This is a genomic window from Streptomyces sp. NPDC042364 (assembly GCF_056437585.1).
In genome coordinates, this window is sequence record NZ_JBWKAJ010000003.1 from 477,821 (window position 1) to 493,659 (window position 15,839).

15 protein-coding genes and 1 pseudogene are annotated in these 15,839 nt (G+C 72.0%); 8 read left to right on the forward strand and 8 right to left on the reverse strand.

From position 1 onward, the window contains the following. Positions 1-218 precede the first annotated feature (218 nt). The 3 genes from AC067N_RS08635 (at position 219) to AC067N_RS08645 (ending at position 2,575) form a co-directional block, all read left to right on the forward strand. The gene (locus AC067N_RS08635; protein WP_478678146.1) at positions 219-887 is read left to right on the forward strand and encodes a helix-turn-helix domain-containing protein; all 669 of its coding nucleotides are present in this window, start codon (positions 219-221) and stop codon (positions 885-887) included. A 195-nt stretch (positions 888-1,082) separates the two neighbouring features. Continuing rightward, positions 1,083-1,457 carry a peptidase inhibitor family I36 protein gene (locus tag AC067N_RS08640; RefSeq protein ID WP_478678147.1) on the forward strand — a complete coding sequence of 125 codons (375 nt, stop codon included), beginning with the start codon at positions 1,083-1,085 and terminating at the stop codon, positions 1,455-1,457. A gap of 89 nt (positions 1,458-1,546) precedes the next feature. Further along, positions 1,547-2,575, forward strand: coding sequence for a hypothetical protein (locus AC067N_RS08645; RefSeq protein WP_478678148.1), 1,029 nt, complete (start codon positions 1,547-1,549; stop codon positions 2,573-2,575). Between the two features lie 489 nt (positions 2,576-3,064). On the opposite strand, the gene AC067N_RS08650 is transcribed toward AC067N_RS08645, so the two are convergent. After that, positions 3,065-3,487: an Hsp20/alpha crystallin family protein gene (locus AC067N_RS08650; RefSeq protein WP_478678149.1), complete on the reverse strand. Its 423-nt coding sequence runs from the start codon at positions 3,485-3,487 to the stop codon at positions 3,065-3,067. A 205-nt stretch (positions 3,488-3,692) separates the two neighbouring features. Here AC067N_RS08650 and AC067N_RS08655 point away from each other — a divergent pair, with 205 nt between their 5' ends. Continuing rightward, on the forward strand, positions 3,693-3,995 hold the full coding sequence (locus AC067N_RS08655) for a hypothetical protein (RefSeq protein WP_478678150.1): 303 nt from the start codon (positions 3,693-3,695) through the stop codon (positions 3,993-3,995). A gap of 115 nt (positions 3,996-4,110) precedes the next feature. Here AC067N_RS08655 and AC067N_RS08660 read toward each other — a convergent pair whose 3' ends face one another. Then, a complete protein-coding gene (locus AC067N_RS08660; RefSeq protein ID WP_478678151.1) occupies positions 4,111-5,061 on the reverse strand; it encodes a GlxA family transcriptional regulator in 951 nt (316 codons plus the stop codon). 143 nt (positions 5,062-5,204) lie between these two features. Here AC067N_RS08660 and AC067N_RS08665 point away from each other — a divergent pair, with 143 nt between their 5' ends. Together AC067N_RS08665 and AC067N_RS08670 are read left to right on the forward strand one after the other, a co-directional pair. Then, positions 5,205-5,723 (forward strand): protease, encoded by a 519-nt coding sequence (locus AC067N_RS08665; RefSeq protein WP_478678152.1) that lies wholly within the window; start codon positions 5,205-5,207, stop codon positions 5,721-5,723. Between the two features lie 224 nt (positions 5,724-5,947). Next, positions 5,948-6,448 (forward strand): levansucrase, encoded by a 501-nt coding sequence (locus AC067N_RS08670; protein ID WP_478678153.1) that lies wholly within the window; start codon positions 5,948-5,950, stop codon positions 6,446-6,448. A gap of 68 nt (positions 6,449-6,516) precedes the next feature. Here the strand turns inward: AC067N_RS08670 and AC067N_RS08675 are convergent, their stop codons facing one another. Next, entirely contained in the window at positions 6,517-7,998 is a 1,482-nt protein-coding gene (locus tag AC067N_RS08675; RefSeq protein ID WP_478678154.1) for an MFS transporter, read from the reverse strand. Between the two features lie 111 nt (positions 7,999-8,109). Further along, positions 8,110-9,372 (reverse strand): DUF445 domain-containing protein, encoded by a 1,263-nt coding sequence (locus tag AC067N_RS08680; RefSeq protein ID WP_478678155.1) that lies wholly within the window; start codon positions 9,370-9,372, stop codon positions 8,110-8,112. 372 nt (positions 9,373-9,744) lie between these two features. On the opposite strand from AC067N_RS08680, the gene AC067N_RS08685 reads away from it, so the two are divergent. Further along, positions 9,745-11,106, forward strand: coding sequence for an SGNH/GDSL hydrolase family protein (locus tag AC067N_RS08685; RefSeq protein ID WP_478678156.1), 1,362 nt, complete (start codon positions 9,745-9,747; stop codon positions 11,104-11,106). A gap of 172 nt (positions 11,107-11,278) precedes the next feature. Here the strand turns inward: AC067N_RS08685 and AC067N_RS08690 are convergent, their stop codons facing one another. Genes AC067N_RS08690 through AC067N_RS08705 form a run of 4 tightly spaced genes read right to left on the reverse strand, consistent with a single transcriptional unit; the run spans position 11,279 to position 14,729 of the window. Continuing rightward, the gene (locus AC067N_RS08690) at positions 11,279-11,998 is read right to left on the reverse strand and encodes a DUF1707 SHOCT-like domain-containing protein (protein ID WP_478678157.1); all 720 of its coding nucleotides are present in this window, start codon (positions 11,996-11,998) and stop codon (positions 11,279-11,281) included. Between the two features lie 33 nt (positions 11,999-12,031). Beyond that, positions 12,032-13,024, reverse strand: a complete 993-nt coding sequence (locus tag AC067N_RS08695) for an ABC transporter ATP-binding protein (RefSeq protein WP_478678158.1) — start codon at positions 13,022-13,024, stop codon at positions 12,032-12,034. A 6-nt stretch (positions 13,025-13,030) separates the two neighbouring features. Beyond that, a complete protein-coding gene (locus tag AC067N_RS08700) occupies positions 13,031-13,936 on the reverse strand; it encodes an ABC transporter permease (protein ID WP_478678159.1) in 906 nt (301 codons plus the stop codon). Continuing rightward, on the reverse strand, positions 13,929-14,729 hold the full coding sequence (locus tag AC067N_RS08705) for an ABC transporter permease (protein ID WP_478678160.1): 801 nt from the start codon (positions 14,727-14,729) through the stop codon (positions 13,929-13,931). The genes AC067N_RS08700 and AC067N_RS08705 overlap by 8 nt, the downstream gene beginning before the upstream one ends. Positions 14,730-15,015: 286 nt before the next feature. Between AC067N_RS08705 and AC067N_RS08710 the strand changes: the two are divergent. Further along, positions 15,016-15,839 (forward strand): annotated as a pseudogene (locus AC067N_RS08710) (hypothetical protein); the annotation flags it as partial.

The window sequence follows — 15,839 nt, forward strand, 5'->3', positions numbered from 1 at the left end:
CCGGACGCCGCCCGCCACTTCCGGCAGCTCCATGCAGTGACGTGAGTCACACTCGCGCCGCACGCTTCGCGGATCAGTCGAGGACCGGTAAATGCCCGCAGAACGGCTCGGAACCAGCTGGATACCTCGAAATCGGCCGTGAAACGTCTGTCCCTCGTTCCTCACCGCACTGTTTCCTGACGGTGGACCCACATGACCAAGGGGACTCAGGGGGACGAATGAGTGAGCTGATAGCCGGGGAGATGCGCAGGCTGAAGAAACTGTCGGGGCTCAGCTTCGCCAAGCTGGCGGCACGGACGCACTACAGCCGGTCGTCCTGGGAGCGGTTCCTCAACGGAAAGAAACCGGTACCCCGGGAGGCGGTCGAGCAGTTCGCCTCCGTGATGGGGGACGGGGCGGGGGCCTTGCTGTTGATGGGGGATTCCGGAGCGGCCGGAAGGTCCGCGGAGTCCGGGCAGTTCGGTCGGTTCGGGCAGTTCGCGGCTTCCCGGGAGTCCGGGCGGCTCGCGGCTTCCGGGGAGTCCGGGCACGTCGTGGTGCTCAGGGAGTCCGGACATGTCGTGAAGTCCGGAGAGTTGGGGGAGTCGGGGGAATCGGGCGAGTCCGTCGCCGCCGAGGACGACGGGCGGCGAGGGCGGGGGCGGGGGCGGGGGCCGTTCCGCCGTCGGCCGTCACCGGCGGAGTTGTTCGCCGCGGGGATGGCGGTGGGGGCGTTGGCCGTGGCGGCGGCCGGGTGGTGGGCGAAGCGTGCGGGCGGGGCCAGTCGGTCGTACGGGCGATGTCCGTGTGCCGGCGAGGCGGCGGGTGTTCCCCTGGCCGTGTCCCACAGCCTCTCCCGTGCCGTCTCCGGCGTCCCGAGCTGGTGGGACGGCGCGTACGACGGGTGAGGCGGGCGGGGTCGCCGTGTCCCAGGACGTCCTGACCCACTACTCCCCCCTGATGGGACGCCTGGTCCCTGCGTGAGGCTGCTGCCGCATGAGCGCCACGGGCCCGGCGGTTGCCGGGTGGTGGCGGCGCCGCGGCGAGCTCGCCGCGGTTCGCATCGAGCCCCAGCAGTGCTTCACAGAGTGGAGGAACTCGTCATGCATCGGATGCTCGTCCGGGGCGGCATCGCCCTCGGTGGTCTGGCCATGGCCGCCGTCGGCGCGCTGGCCACGGCCGGCCCCGCGAACGCGGCGTGGTCGGACTGTCCCGCCGGGGCGCTGTGCGCGTACCTCGGCACCAACGGCGCGGGGGACCCCGGGACCGTGTACGGGGACAACAACAACCTGCTCCAGTACAACAAGTTCAACAACGCCGAGTCGCTCTACAACCACGGCAACAACTGCAACGTCCGTATCTTCTCCGGCCTGAACAAGACGGGGTACAGCTACGTCCTCGACCGCGGCTGGCAGAACCCGACCCTGGCCAACACCGTCTGGTGGCACAACGTCGCCTCCAACGACTGGTGCGTGTGAACCACGACGCCGACGCACCCCGCACGCGCCGCGAGCCCCGCAGCATGAGCGCCGTGCGCGCCACACGTCCCGTGCGCACCACACGTTTCGTGCGCGCCACACGTCCGGTGCGCGCCGCACGCGCCACACGCGCCGTACGTAGGGCGGCGCTGACGGCCGCGTTGCTCACGGCACTGGCCGTGGCCGGCTGCTCCCTCCCGGGGGCGGCCGGCCACGCGCCGGTGCGCACGCCGGAGCCGTCCGACGTACGGCCGCTGTCCGGGGCCGCGTCCTTCCGTCACGGCGAGGCCGTACGCCTGCACGACCTCCAGGAGAAGGCCGTGGTGCGGTGCATGGCGGAGCGTGGCCTGCGGTACACGGCACAGCCCCGGACGGCGTCCGCGCGCGGCGAGGAGACCAACCCGTACGGGCTGCTGGGCGCCCGGCGGGCGAGCGCCGACGGGTACGGCATCGTCGGCGAGTTCCTGCATCTGCGGTCCTCGCCGCCGCCCACGGACGAGGAGCCCCGTGCCCCCGCCTGGCAGCGGGCCCTTCTCGGAACGGCGAAGCACAAGGTGTCGGTGCCGCTGCCGGACGGCTCCCGGCTGGAGTACTCGACGGACGGCTGCGTCAACGAGGCACGTGTCGCGGTCTACGGCGCGGACTGGAACCGGACGGAGCCGGTGGTCGCGGTGCTGTCGGCCCGGGTGCTGACGGCCGTGGAGAAGGAGCCCGACTATCTGGCCGCTGTGCGGCGTTGGTCGTCCTGCATGGCGGAGGCCGGGTATCGCGTGGCCGATCTCCAGGCGGTGCGGGAGGGGTTGAACCGGCGGTTGCCGAAGGCGTCCGCCGATCCCGCCGCGCTGCGGGCGCTCGCGCGTGAGGAGATCCGCACGGCGGAGGCCGACGCGCGCTGCCAGGCGGAGACGAAGCTCGCGGAGACCGTGGGCGAGGTGCAGCGCTCGGTGCAGAAACGGGTGCTGGGGGCGGACGACCGGAAACTGGTCGAGCGGCACCTCGCGGCGAAGCGGGCGGCGCTTCGGAAGGCGGGCGGCTCCGGCGCGCGCGACGGAGAGCCGGGTGCGGGTGCGGTCGGCGGGGAGGAAGCGGGTGCGCCGTCCGCCTCGTCGCGGCCCTGATCGGGCACACACCGTTCGGGTAGGTCTCCTCGCGAGCCGTGAACGGCCATGGCCGCGCCGGCCTCGTCGCGGCCCTGATGGCCACACGCCGTTCAGGGCCGCCCCGTCAGGTCCCTGACGGCCACACGCCGTTCAGGGCCGCCCCGTCACGTTCCTGACGGCCACACGCCGTTCGGGTCCGCCTCGTCAGGTCCCTGACGGTCACGGTGGGGTCTGCGTGCCGGGGCCGTGGTGACCATGGTCGGGTCTGACGTGTCGGGGCCCTGGTGGCCGTTGTCGGGTCTGCCCGTCGCGGTCCTCCGAGCCACGGCTGGGTCTGGTTCGCCGGAGCCGTGACGGCGATGGTCGCGGCGCGGCCCCGGTGGCCGTCCATGGCCGTACGAGCCCTCGGGGCGCCCGGCGGTACGGCACACGGTGGGTGCCGGGCGCCCCGGGTGGGTCGGCGGCGGGGTCGCGGCGGTCGGCCCCGGTCGCGGCCGGGGGCGCCGGTCAGCGGTCGATCTGGCGCCGCTCGCTGCCGCCGCTGATCTGGATCTTGCGCGGCTTGGCCTTCTCCGCGATCGGGATGCGCAGCGTGAGGACGCCGGCCTCGTAAGAGGCGTCGACGCGGTCGGCGTCGAGAGTGTCGCCGAGGAAGAGCTGGCGGGTGAACGCACCCGTCGGACGCTCGGCGGCGACCAGCTCAGCCCCGTCGGGGGCCGGGGAGCGGCGCTCGGCGCGCACGTTCAGGACGTTGCGCTCCACGTCCAGGTCGATGGTCTCCGGGTCCACGCCCGGGAGGTCGAAGTGGACGATGAAGTCGTCACCGGCCCGGTAGGCGTCCATCGGCATGACGGCCGGTCGGTTGTTGGAGGCGAACACCTGCTGCGCGAGCCGGTCGAACTCACGGAACGGGTCGGTACGCATGAGCATCACGGGTCACTCCTCTCATCAGGCGCTGGTGGCGATGCCCGGTGATTTCCTACGCCTTCTTATATAGCTCCAGAGAGGAAAGTTGACAAGCTCGGGCTCAGGTTCGGCGAGTGGGGTTCTAGAAGGGTTAACCTCGGGACGACAGCGGACGGCAGCTGACGGCAGCTGACGGCAGCTGACGGTGCGAAGAGCCAGGAGGCAGAGGATGGCGAAGGTTCCTGCGGCGGCTGTGGCCGCGAGCGGGCTCATCGGCGGGTACGGGGTGGCCCGCTGGACGAGGAAGCGGCAGCTGGGCGGAGCCGTACTGGCCGTCGCCGGGGCGGCCGCGGCCCAGCAGTGGCGGCGGGCGGCCGGTGGCAGGGCCGCGGGCGCCCTGACCGCCGGGTACGTCGCCGCGTTCGCCGGATCGCATCCGCTGGCGAAGAAGGTGGGCGCCTGGCCTGCGGTGTTCGGGGTGGCCGGTGCGATGGCCCTGGCGTCCTGGGCGGTGGCCGACCGCCGGGGGTGACGCGGAGCCACCGAGGGAGCCGGTGCGAGACGCGGAGAGGCGGAGCCGTCGGGGGGCGCGGAACCGAACCGCCGAGAGACCCGGTGCGGGCCGCCGACCTGGTCCCCTCGTACGGCTACTCTCCCCGGAACGCGCGCCGGTACGCGTACGGGCTCGTGCCGACCACCCTCTTGAAACGGTCACGGAACGCGGTGGAGGAGCCGAAGCCCGCCTGGGTCGCGATGCGGTCGACGGTGTGGTCGGTGGACTCCAGGAGGTACTGGGCCCGGCGGACCCGCGCCCGGTGCAGCCACTGCAGCGGTGTCGTGCCCGTCTGCTCCCGGAAGCGGCGGTTCAGCGTACGGGCGCTGGTGCCGGCGTGGGCGGCGATGTCGTCCAGCGTGAGATCCCGCGCCACGTTCGCCTCCAGCCAGCGCAGCAGGGGCTCCAGGGTCGCGCCGGCGGGGGCCGGGGGCTGGTCCTGGACGATGAACTGGGCCTGGCCGCCCTCGCGTTCCAGGGGCATGACGCACATCCGCGCGGTGAACGCGGCGACCGCCGAGCCGTGGTCCTTCCTGATCATGTGCAGACACATGTCCAGCGCCGCGGCGGCGCCCGCCGAGGTCAGGAACTGGCCGTTGTCGACGTAGAGGACGTTCGGGTCGACGGTCACCTCGGGGTGCCGGGCGGCCAGATCGGGGGCGGCGATCCAGTGGGTCGTGGCGCGCAGCCCGTCCAGCAGGCCCGTGGCCGCGAAGATGAACGCGCCGACACAGACCGAGGCGATGCGCGTACCAGCGGCCGCCGCCGCGTGCAGCGCCTCCGTCACACCGGGCGGAAGCGGGGCGGTCGGGTCCGCCGTCCCCGGCAGGATGATCGTGTCGGCCTCCGCCAGCGCCTCCAGCCCGTACGGCGCCCGCACGGTGAACGGCCCGGCCGGCACCTCCGCCTCCCCCGCCGGCGAGCACACCCGCACCCGGTACGCCTCCCGGCCGTCCGGCAGGCGGGCCCACCCGAAGGCGTCGATCGGGGCGGAGAGATCGAACGGGATGACCTGGTCGAGCGCCAGTACGGCCACGGTGTGCATGGCGGGAGCGTAGGCGGGGGCCGGGTTCTCGCCAAGGAGGGAACGGGATGACCACCATTCCGCCGGCACTCCTGGCGAGAATCCGTTGAACCCTGGCAATCTTGCCACTTCTCCGGGTCCGTGGCGCGTCCTAGCGTGCCGGCGTGACCAAGTTGCTGCTCTCTCTCCACGTCCTCGCCGCGATCGTCGCCGTCGGGCCCGTCACCGTCGCGGCCAGCATGTTCCCGCCGAGCGCGCGCAAGGCGCTGGCCGAGCCCGGCAGCGAGCGGGCGGTGTCGGCCCTGCGGCTGCTGCACCGGATCTGCCGGGTGTACGGCGGTGTCGGCATCGCGGTGCCCGTGCTGGGTTTCGCCACGGCGATGAGCATGGGGGTGCTGCGCGACGCCTGGCTGATCGTGTCGATGCTGCTGACGGCACTCGCGGCGATGGTGCTGCTGGCGCTGGTGCTGCCGCGGCAGGAGGAGCTCCTGGACGGGGTGGGGGCGGCCGGGCCCGACACCGTGGGCAGGGCCGGGGGTTCGGTCACCGTCGGGGCGGCGGTGAGCGAGAAGCCCTTGAAGGCCACGGCGCGACTCGCCATGTTCACCGGTGTGTTCAATCTGCTGTGGGCGACCGTGACGGTACTGATGATCGTGCGGCCCGGGTCCACGACCGGGGCTTAGAGCTCCGAACAAGAGTGGAGTCCGATCGGCTCGCGGCGTCTGGTGCGTGCGATCGCAAGGCGCCGGAAGCTCCTTGTAGCGGGGCTACCAGGGGCTTTCGGCAACGCGGCGAGCGTGCGTGCCAGGCGTCGCGAGCCGGGCTCCACTTTTGTTCGGAGCTCTCAGCACAACCTTGGCCTCACCCCGCCTTTCACGATCCGGCCAGGACGGGGCATGATCCGGCCATGCATCCACAGCAGTCCGCCTCGCAGGCCTACCTCGCCTCCCTGGGGGCCCGTCTCGCCGCCGATGAATGCCGTACCTGGTGGGAGGACTGGGCCGGAGTGCCCGTGCTCGTCGGGCGGCGGGCCGATTTCAAGTGGAGGTGGATGGGGACGAAGCTCCACCTGTTCACCGTCGCGGCGGCCGTCCCGGAGATAACCATCCCGACGATCGCGACGTTCACCGATCAGGTGCTGTCGTACGCGAAGAAGACGAAGGGCGGGCTGCCGGCCGGGCTGCAGAACGGGGTTGCCGCGTTTCCCGTACTGGTCAGCGATCGGGTGGACCCGGCGGCCGTACGGTGGGCGGAGGCCGAGCAGCGCAACAAGTGGGCGTGCATGGCCCGGCCGGTCGTGGTGGACAGCGCCCGGCAGTACGTCGGCACGTACCGGGGGACGCCGGCGATCGGGCTGGTGTACTCGTCGCACTTCGAGCGCAAGGCGGCGCAGTACTTCTACGGGTGAGGGGCGCGGGGAACTGCGCGAACAACCGCCACTCACCCGCACCCGCCAAACGAACCCGCACCCCCGAGTCATGAGGCGCCCGGTGATGACCCCGCCGCGGACAACGGCTGGGCGATGTCCTCCAAGGACCTCCGCTCCGCCCGTACCGCGAGGAACGCCGCCACCAGACCCGCCGCGCACATCAGCGCCGCGCCGATCTGGAACGCGAGGACCGTGTCGCCGACGACGCCGGACTCCGTGAGGTCGGCGAAGATGAGCGGCCCGCTGATCCCGCCCGCCGCCGTGCCGATCGCGTAGAAGAAGGCGATGGCCATGGCCCGGGTCTCCATGGGGAAGACCTCGGAGACCGTGAGGTACGCGCTGCTCGCCCCGGCCGACGCGAAGAACAGCACCACGCACCAGCACGCCGTGAGCGTGACCGCGTCCAGGGTGCCCCGGTCGAAGAGCCAGGCCGTACCGAAGAGGAGCAGGCCGGACAGCAGATACGTCGACGAGATCATCACCCGGCGGCCGACCGTGTCGAAGAGCTTGCCGAGGAGCAGCGGGCCGAGGAAGTTGCCGGCGGCGATGAAGGCGAAGTAGTAGCCGGTGTCCGAGGTCGGGACGTCGTAGAACGTGGTGAGGATCGCTCCGAAGCCGAAGGTGATCGCGTTGTAGAGGAAGGCCTGGCCGATGAAGAGGGAGAAGCCGAGGACGGCGCGGCGGCGGTAGCGGGAGAAGACGGTACGGGCGATGGTGCCGAAGCCGATGCTCCTGCGCTGGTGGATGGTCATTTCCTGGGTGACCGAAGGAAGTTGGCGCCCCTTCTCCGCCTCGACCTGCCGTTCGACGTCCGCCACCAGCCGTTCCGCCTCCTGTTCCCTGCCGTGGATCAGCAGCCAGCGGGGGCTCTCCGGCACGTTCCGGCGGACCAGCAGGATCACCAGACCGAGCACCACACCGAGAGCGAACGTCAGCCGCCAGCCGACGTTCGCCGCGAAGAGGTCCGTGTCCAGGGCGACGATCGACAGCAGCGAGCCGCCGATCGCGCCGAGCCAGAAGCTGCCGTTGATGACGATGTCGACGCGGCCCCGGTACTTGGACGGGATCAGCTCGTCGACCGCGGAGTTGATGGCCGCGTACTCGCCGCCGATGCCGAAGCCGGTGAGGAAGCGGAAGAGGAAGAACCACCAGGAGGAGAACGAGACGGCCGTCAGGGCGGTGGCGCCGAGATAGACCGCCAGCGTCACCATGAACAGCTTCTTGCGGCCGAAGCGGTCGGTGAGGCGGCCGAAGAAGAGGGCGCCCGCGCAGGCGCCCGCCACATACAGGGCCGCCGCCGTGCCCGTGACCTGCGCGGAACTGATCGGCAGCCCGCTGCCCCGCTCCGATAGCCGCCCGGCGATGTTGCCGACGACGGTGACCTCGAGGCCGTCGAGGATCCACACCGTGCCGAGTCCGATCACCACCATCCAGTGCCAGCGTGACCAGGGCAGACGGTCCAGGCGTGCGGGTACGGCGGTGGTGACGGTGCCGGACTCCTGCGGTGACTTCCGGTCGGTTACGGCCATCTGTGCGGCTCCCTCCTCCTCGAGCGAACCGCGTTCGAGTGCCCGTCGGAGGAGCAACTACGCCCAGAGGGCGGGCGGGTCACCCGGACGACCACCCGCCATGCGTGGGGGCTATGCGCCCAGCGCCCGCGACACCGTGTAGATCAGCAGCCCGGCCAGCGAACCCACCACCGTGCCGTTGATGCGGATGAACTGCAGGTCACGGCCGATGTTGGCCTCGATCTTCCTCGTGGTGTGCTCGGGGTCCCACGCGGCGACCGTGTCGGTGATCAGGGAGGTGATCTCCTTGCGGTAGGTGGTGACGACGTGGACGGCCGCGCCCTCCAGCCACTTGTCGACCTTGGCCTGCGCCGACGGCTCGGTGGCCATCCGCGTGCCCAGCGACAGCAGCGACGTCCGTACCCGCAGCCGCAGTTCGCTCCGCTCGTCCTCGGCGGCGGACACGACCATGGAGCGTACGGCGGTCCAGGCTGAGGCGATGAGGTCCTGGACCTCACCCCGGGCGAGCACCTCGCCCTTCAGGCGTTCGACCCGGGCGCGGGTGTCGGTGTCGGACTGGAGGTCCTGGGCGAAGTCGGTGAGGAAGCGGTCCAGGGCGCCGCGTGCCGGGTGGGTGGGCGAGTCGCGCATCTCGGTGACGAAACGGAGCAGTTCCTTGTAGACCCGCTCGCCGATCCGCTTGTCGACGAAGCGCGGGGTCCAGCCGGGGGCGCCGCCCTCGATCGCGTCCATGACCTGGTCGTCGTGGAGGACCAGCCAGTTCTGGGCGCGGGCGCAGATCAGATCCACGGCCCGTCTGTGGCCGCCGTCGGTGACGAACCGCTCCAGCATCTTGCCTATGCCGGGCCCGATCTCCTGACCGCTGACCCGCCGGGTGACTGCCTCGCTGACCACGGCCTGTACGTCGGTGTCCCGCAGCACGGTGAGGGCGCCGCGCATCGCGGTCGCCAGCTCCTCGGTCACCCGGTCGGCGTTGTGCGGCTCGGCGAGCCACGCGCCGAGCCGGCTGCCGATGCCGACGGCGCGCAGCCGCTGCCGTACGACGTCCTCGGAGAGGAAGTTCTCCCCCACGAACTCCCCCAGGGAGACGCCCAGTTGGTCCTTCTTCTTGGGGATGATCGCGGTGTGCGGGATGGGCAGGCCGAGGGGGTGGCGGAACAGGGCGGTCACGGCGAACCAGTCCGCCAGCGCGCCCACCATGCCCGCCTCGGCGGCCGCCGCGACATAGCCCGCCCAGGCTCCGGCACCCTCGTTCGAAGCCCACTTCGCCAGCACGTACACCACGGCCACGAACAGCAGCAGTCCGGCGGCCGTCAGCTTCATCCGCCGGACGCCCCGCTGTTTCTCCTCGTCGGCTGGGCTGAACGTGGTCATCGTGCGATGCGACACACGAGGCGCGCCGGGACCGCCGGAGGCGTCCGCCGCCGATCGCGCGCCCGGCGTGGGGTCCGTCACCTGGTTCGCGGGGGCGCCACGGAGGCCACGCCGCCGCGGGGTGCCGTTTTCTTCCGGTCTCGTACGGTCCATTCACTCCACCCGTTCCTGTCCCCCGTACACATTGTCCCTTTCTCGGTTCGTTGGTGACCCACTGCACGACCTACTCCTGGAACGCGACAGGAGTTCCCCGCGTCTGTCCGGACGGGGGAACCGATGGGGGTTCTCACTGACCACCCCCATCCCATGCCGCATCATGGGGTGATCACATCGGAGCCTCGGGGCTCCACTGCCCGAGGAGCTACACACCGCATGACCAAGCGTCACGGTTATGCACTGCTGGCGGCCATGGCCGCCCTGGTCGTCACCATCTCGGCCGCCATATACGTCGGAGTCGGCATCGACGACGGCCCCCGGCGGCAGGAGACCTTCGCCGGCGCACCGCGCAATTCCGCCGCCCCCGCGTCCACCGGGGTCTGGGTGGGCGCCTGGTCGGCCTCGCCGAGCGGGTCGGAGCCGGGCACCGAGACGAACGGCCTGGCGGGCCGCTCGGTGCGCAACGTGGTGCACACCTCCGCCGCGGGTACGAGTGCCCGCGTCACGCTGTCCAACCTCTACGGCCGGCAGCCGCTGACCATCACCCATGCCTCGCTCGCGGTCGCCGCCACGGTGAACAGCCCGGCGGCAGCGCCCGACACCATGCGCCGGCTGACCTTCGGCGGACGTACGACCGTGGTCATCGCCGCGGGTCAGCAGGTGGTCAGCGATGTCGTACGGATCGCGATCCCGCACGACGGCGACGTGCTGATCACCACCTACTCGCCCACCCCGTCCGGGCCCACGACCTTCCACGCGCACGCCCGGCAGATCTCGTACACCGCCGAGGGCGACCAGGCCGCGGACGTCACCGGGGCGCCGTACACCACGCAGACCATGCACTGGCGGTACGTCACCGCGCTGGACGTGCTGAGCAGGGAGTCCGAGGGCACCGTCGTCGTCCTCGGCGACTCGCTGACCGACGGGATCACCTCGACCGCAGGCCAGAACCGCCGCTGGACGGATGTCCTCTCCGACCGGCTGCGGGCCGCCGCCGGGGCCTCCGGCATGCCCCGCTACAGCGTCGTCAACCAGGGCATCAGCGGCAACCAGGTCCTCGCCCACGGACGGGGCCTCCCCCACGCTCGAACAACCTCGCGCGGGGGCACCCCCATGGCCGACAACCCCAGCGGCCTGTCCCGCTTCCCGCGGGACGTGCTCGGCCGTACCGGCGTCAAGGCCGTCGTCATCGACCTCGGCATCAACGACATCCTGAAGAACCCCGGCCAGGCCGACCCCGACGCGATCGTCGCCGGGCTCCGCGAACTCGTCGGCCAGGCCCACGCCCGCGGCCTGCGCGTCGTCGGCGCCACACTGATGCCGTTCCACGGCCACCGCGGCTACACCGAGCAGCGCGACGCCGTACGCCGGGCCGTCAACGACCGCATCCGCTCCGGCGAGGTCTTCGACGCGGTCGTCGACTTCGACGAGGCGCTCCGCGACCCGTACGACCCCCGCCGGCTGCGCTCCGACTACGACTCGGGCGACCACCTCCACCCGAGCGACAAGGGGTACGAGCGGATGGGGCAGGTCTTCGACCTGAAGGCACTGAAGGGCGCGGTCCCGGCGGAACTCTAGGGCGTGACCGGACCGGCTGCCGCACGGCCGCCGAACCGGACCGGCGCCACCGGGCGGACGAACGCCCTCCGCGCCCTGGGAGCGGCCGGACCGCCCCGGTGCGGCACGGCAGAGCGCCCCGGGGGCGCTGGGCGCACGGACGCGCTCGGTGCCGCGGGGCAGCCGGCTCGTCTCAGTGGCCCTCGCCGAGTTCTCGGCGGGCCCGGCGGCGTTCCAGCCGTTCCTGCCGCCGGGCCTCCTTGAGCCGTTGCCGCTCGGCCCTGGGGAGCTTGCGCTCGACGCCGACGCCGCCCCAGAAGGCGAACCCGGTGATGACCACGCGGGGGGCACCGGGCTCGCCCGGTTCGCCCTCCTCACGGTGGTCGAAGCCGCCCATGATGCCGATGCCCCGGACGACGACCTCGACGCCGGGCGGCACGATCACATTGATCCCGCCCATGACGGCCACGCAGTTGATGGTGACCTCACGCTGCGCGAAGTAGGCGTCCCGCAGGTCCAGTTCACCACCGCCCCAGAACGCGAAGCAGTCGAACCGCTCCGGAACCGTCCAGCTGCCCTTGCGCTCGAAGCCGGACATGACCGCCACACCCCACGTGGACGTGCCCTGCCCGCCGACGATCCGATCGGCCCAACCCCCGTGCTCCGCCGCCCCCTTCACCAGGGAGACGGACGGCGGCGCCACCGTCCCGGCACCCGGCAGATCACGGGTGATCGGCGCCAGCTCGCCATAGGTGCGCGCCTGGTAGGTCGCGTCCAGCCGCTCCCCGAACTCCTCCATGTCGAGCCGCCCCTCCGCGAGGGCGTCCCGCAACTGCTCCGCGACCCGTTCACGGTCGGCGTCGGAGGCCCGGAGGTCCGCGGTGGCCGGCAGGTCCGGGAGATCGTCCGTCATACGTCTCAGCCTACGAGGAACCCCGGCCCCCGGCTACGAGACCGACTGCCCCGTCTCCCCCACCCGCTCCGCCTGCTGCGCGTACATCTGGGCGATCACCGCCTCGATGTCGGGCTCGCGGACCGACAGGTCCACCAGCGGATACTCCGACGCGATCCGGGCCACCAGCGGCGCCGCCGACTCCGACGCCGGGAACGCCAGCCACTGCCGGGGCCCCTCCACCCGGACGACACGGGCGGGCGCCGCCTCGATCGGCGGCAGCTCCCGCTCCAGGTCGACGACGAGGGTCCGCTCGCTCTCCCCCACCTCGTGCAGCCCCGTCAGCGGACCGTCGTACATCAGCCGGCCGTGGTCGATGACCATCACCCGGCGGCACAGCTGCTCGATGTCCTGGAGGTCGTGCGTGGTGAGCAGCACGGTCGTGCCGCGCTCGGTGTTGAGGTCCTTCAGGAACTCGCGGACCTTGGCCTTGCTGATGACGTCGAGCCCGATCGTCGGCTCGTCCAGGTACAGGACCTCGGGGTCGTGCAGCAGCGCCGCCGCGATGTCGCCGCGCATGCGCTGCCCGAGGGAGAGCTGCCGCACGGGTACGTCCAGCAGGTCGCCCAGTTCGAGGAGTTCGACACAGCGGTCGAGGTTCTCGCGGTAACGGGCGTCGGGGACGCGGTACATGCGGTGCATCAGCCGGTAGGAGTCGATGAGCGGCAGATCCCACCACAGGGTCGTGCGCTGCCCGAAGACGACACCGATCCGCCGGGCGAGGCGCGTCCGTTCCCGGGACGGGTCGATGCCCGCCACCCGCAGCCGGCCGCCGCTGGGGGTCAGGATGCCTGTCAGCATCTTGATGGTGGTCGACTTCCCCGCGCCGTTCGGGCCGATGTAGCCGACCATCTCGCCGCGCGCCACGGTGAAGGAGATCGAGTCCACGGCCCGCACCTCGCGCCGCTCCCGCCGCAGGAACCCGGTCTTCTTCCGGACGTCGAAGACCTTCTCGACCCGGTCGAGTTCGATGAACCGCTCGTCCATGTGTCCCTAACTCCCCGTGCTCCGGTACGAACGCAGCCCCGCCCGCCACGCCGCGCCCGCGAGCGCGCAGCAGGCCGCCGCCACCAGCGGCGGAGCGAACGCCAGCCAGTGCGGCACGTCGAGCGGATAGGGGCGGCCCAGGACGTACAGCCCGGGCAGCCAGTTGACGAAGGCGAGCGGCAGGACGAACGTCACACCGCGCAGCAGGTCCTTGCCGAAGAGGGCCGGCGGGTACTGCAGAAGCGTGGCGCCGCCGTACGTGAAGGCGTTCTGCACCTCGGAGGCGTCCTGCGCGACGAACTGGAAGGCCGCGCCCCCGACGAACACCGCCGCGAAGAGGAACCCGCCGCTCGCCACCATCATCGGGAGCATCAGCACCTTCAGCGGCGTCCAGGCGATGTCCAGCGTGGCCACGGCGTAGCCGAGGACCAGGGCGCCCTGGGTGACCCGGCCGAGACGGCGCAGCGCGAACTTGTCGGCGGCGACCTGGGCGAGCACCGGAGCGGGCCGGACGAGCAGGGTGTCCAGCGTGCCGTCGCGGACCCGGCGCCCGAGCCGGTCCATCGAACCGATCATCAGGTCGGCGAGACCGAAGGCCATCGCGGAGGTGCCGTACAGCAGGGCGATCTCGGACAGGGTGAAGCCGCCCAACTCGTCGACCTGGGAGAACATCAGCAGGATCGCGACGAAGTCGAAGGCGGTGGCGGCGAAGTTGCCGAAGGCCGTCATCACGAAGGAGGCGCGGTAGGCCATCGTGGAGCGGATCCACATGGCGGCGATCATGCGATAGGCGCGCAGTCCGTCGCGTAGGCGGCTGTACGGGCCGTACGCGCCGAACGGGTCCTCCGTCGCCCCCGTCGCCCCCGTGGCCTCCGTGACCCTTGTCACCGGGCGCTCTTCGAGGTCAGCCACCCTGGACCACCACCTTCCGCGTCGCCGCCGACTGGATCAGCCGCCCCACCGCCAGCAGGACGACCGCCCAGCAGGCCTGGAACGCGAACGTGCCCCACGGGTCGGCCTCGCCCAGCAGCACGTCGGCGGGCGCCTGGAGCAGCGCGGACCAGGGCAGCAGGCGGGCGAGGTCGCCGAGGGCGCCGGGGAAGACGTTCAGCGGCAGGAGCATGCCGGAGAAGAAGACGCCCGTGAGCCAGGTGATCTGCATCGCTCCGGCACCGTCGAGGAGCCAGAACGCCCACAGGGCGACGATGTATCGGATCGCGAAGCTGACCAGGGCCCCGAGGGCGACCGCGACGAGGCAGGCGAGCCAGGGCCAGGCGCTGGACGGCAGCGCGAGATCGAAGAAGAGGGCGCCGCACACCATGGGGACGACACCGCGTCCGAGCAGCTGGAACAGGGCCCGGCCCAGGTCGGCGGCGAGCCACCACAACTGGAGGTCGGCGGGCCGGTACAGGTCGACCGCGATGTCACCCGTGCGGATCCGCTCGATGAGCTCCTCCTCGAAACCGGCGCTTCCCAGCACCATGACCGCGAACATCGCCTGGCCCACCCACACGTAGGTGAGCGCCTGCGCCTGGTCGTAGCCACCGAGGTGGGGCTTCTCCTGCCAGAGGGCGATGTAGGTGTATGCGAGGATGAAGCCGAAGACGGTGTTGGTGAACACCCCAGCCGCGGTGGCCACCCGATACGTCGCGTACCGCCTGAAGCCACCGGCGGCGACGGCGGCGTACAACCGCCCAGTGCCCACGAGGAAACCCCCATCCGCTGCGAAGAGTTAGGCGAAGGACCGAGGCCGAGGTCGATCCGGGCCGAAGCGCGAAAGCCTAGTCCGCGGCCGGAGCGGTGTGCCAGGCGTTTTCGGGCCGGGTGGTGGTGCTCCCGGGGCGTACCGGGCGCGTGCCGGAATCCGGGAACGGATCGGTCGGTACGAGAGTCTTCACTCACGGGTGCAGAACTTGCCCGGAGCGGGCGCAAAGCGTACTAGGCCGTACGGAAATGAACGTACGACGCGGAAACAGGAGCACGGCAGCACGATGAGCGACGAGCCGCAGCCGAAGCGGAACGGCCCGGGCTGGGCACCGAGAGAACCGGAACGCCGGACCCCGGGCACGCCCCCGGACCGGCCCCGGCCCCGCCCGGGTACGACACCGGAGCCCCCGACGACCGCCGCCGAGCCCGGCGCGGCGAACGGCGGGCAGCAGACCTCGGCACCCGGCGACGAGCGCCCGGCGGCAGGCGACACGAAGCCCGGCCGGAAGCCCGGCGACGGACCGGCCCCGGCAACGGGGGGCGGCCCCGGCCGGCCTTCCGTCGGACGGCCGGACTCCGCGGACGGGGAGCGCCCCGGCCGCCCCTCCGGCGACCGGCAGGACTCGGCACCGGGCGGACGGCCCGGCCCGGCGAGCGGAGGAAGGTCCGACGTGGGCTCCGAGGCCACGCGCGACGAAAGGCCCGCCTCGGCGACGACGGGCGGCGGCTCCGGTCGCCCCTCCGGCGACCGGCAGGACCCGGCTTCGGACGACGGCCCCGCCCGGCCCTCCGGCGCACGGCAGGGCTCGGCGGCGGGCGGCGGCTCCGGCGGGCAGACCGGCGGACGGTCGGATTCCGCAGCGGACGGCCGACCCGGTCGGCAGGCCGGCGGACGGTCGGACTCCGCCGACGGCGGGCGCCCCGGCCGGCCCTCCGGCGGTTCGTCGGCCTCCGGTACCGAGGGCGGTGAAAGCGCTCAGCGGGGCGGCTCGGTCGGTCGGGGGAAGTCGCTCCCGTCCGACGCCGGGGCGTCCGGCAAGGCCGGTGCTCCGCAGAGTGACGCCGAACTCACCATGCCGCTGAGCCTCACGCGTCCCGGGAAGACCGG

Bases quoted from the DNA above. Each gene is read 5' to 3' on its own strand.
- AC067N_RS08640 (WP_478678147.1), top strand. From the start codon at position 1,083: ATGCATCGGATGCTCGTCCGGGGCGGCATCGCCCTCGGTGGTCTGGCC.
- AC067N_RS08695 (WP_478678158.1), bottom strand. From the start codon at position 13,024: ATGGACGAGCGGTTCATCGAACTCGACCGGGTCGAGAAGGTCTTCGAC.
- AC067N_RS08660 (WP_478678151.1), bottom strand. From the start codon at position 5,061: ATGCACACCGTGGCCGTACTGGCGCTCGACCAGGTCATCCCGTTCGAT.
- AC067N_RS08650 (WP_478678149.1), bottom strand. From the start codon at position 3,487: ATGCTCATGCGTACCGACCCGTTCCGTGAGTTCGACCGGCTCGCGCAG.
- AC067N_RS08680 (WP_478678155.1), bottom strand. From the start codon at position 9,372: ATGACCACGTTCAGCCCAGCCGACGAGGAGAAACAGCGGGGCGTCCGG.
- AC067N_RS08635 (WP_478678146.1), top strand. From the start codon at position 219: ATGAGTGAGCTGATAGCCGGGGAGATGCGCAGGCTGAAGAAACTGTCG.
- AC067N_RS08690 (WP_478678157.1), bottom strand. From the start codon at position 11,998: ATGACGGACGATCTCCCGGACCTGCCGGCCACCGCGGACCTCCGGGCC.
- AC067N_RS08655 (WP_478678150.1), top strand. From the start codon at position 3,693: ATGGCGAAGGTTCCTGCGGCGGCTGTGGCCGCGAGCGGGCTCATCGGC.
- AC067N_RS08685 (WP_478678156.1), top strand. From the start codon at position 9,745: ATGACCAAGCGTCACGGTTATGCACTGCTGGCGGCCATGGCCGCCCTG.
- AC067N_RS08670 (WP_478678153.1), top strand. From the start codon at position 5,948: ATGCATCCACAGCAGTCCGCCTCGCAGGCCTACCTCGCCTCCCTGGGG.
- AC067N_RS08675 (WP_478678154.1), bottom strand. From the start codon at position 7,998: ATGGCCGTAACCGACCGGAAGTCACCGCAGGAGTCCGGCACCGTCACC.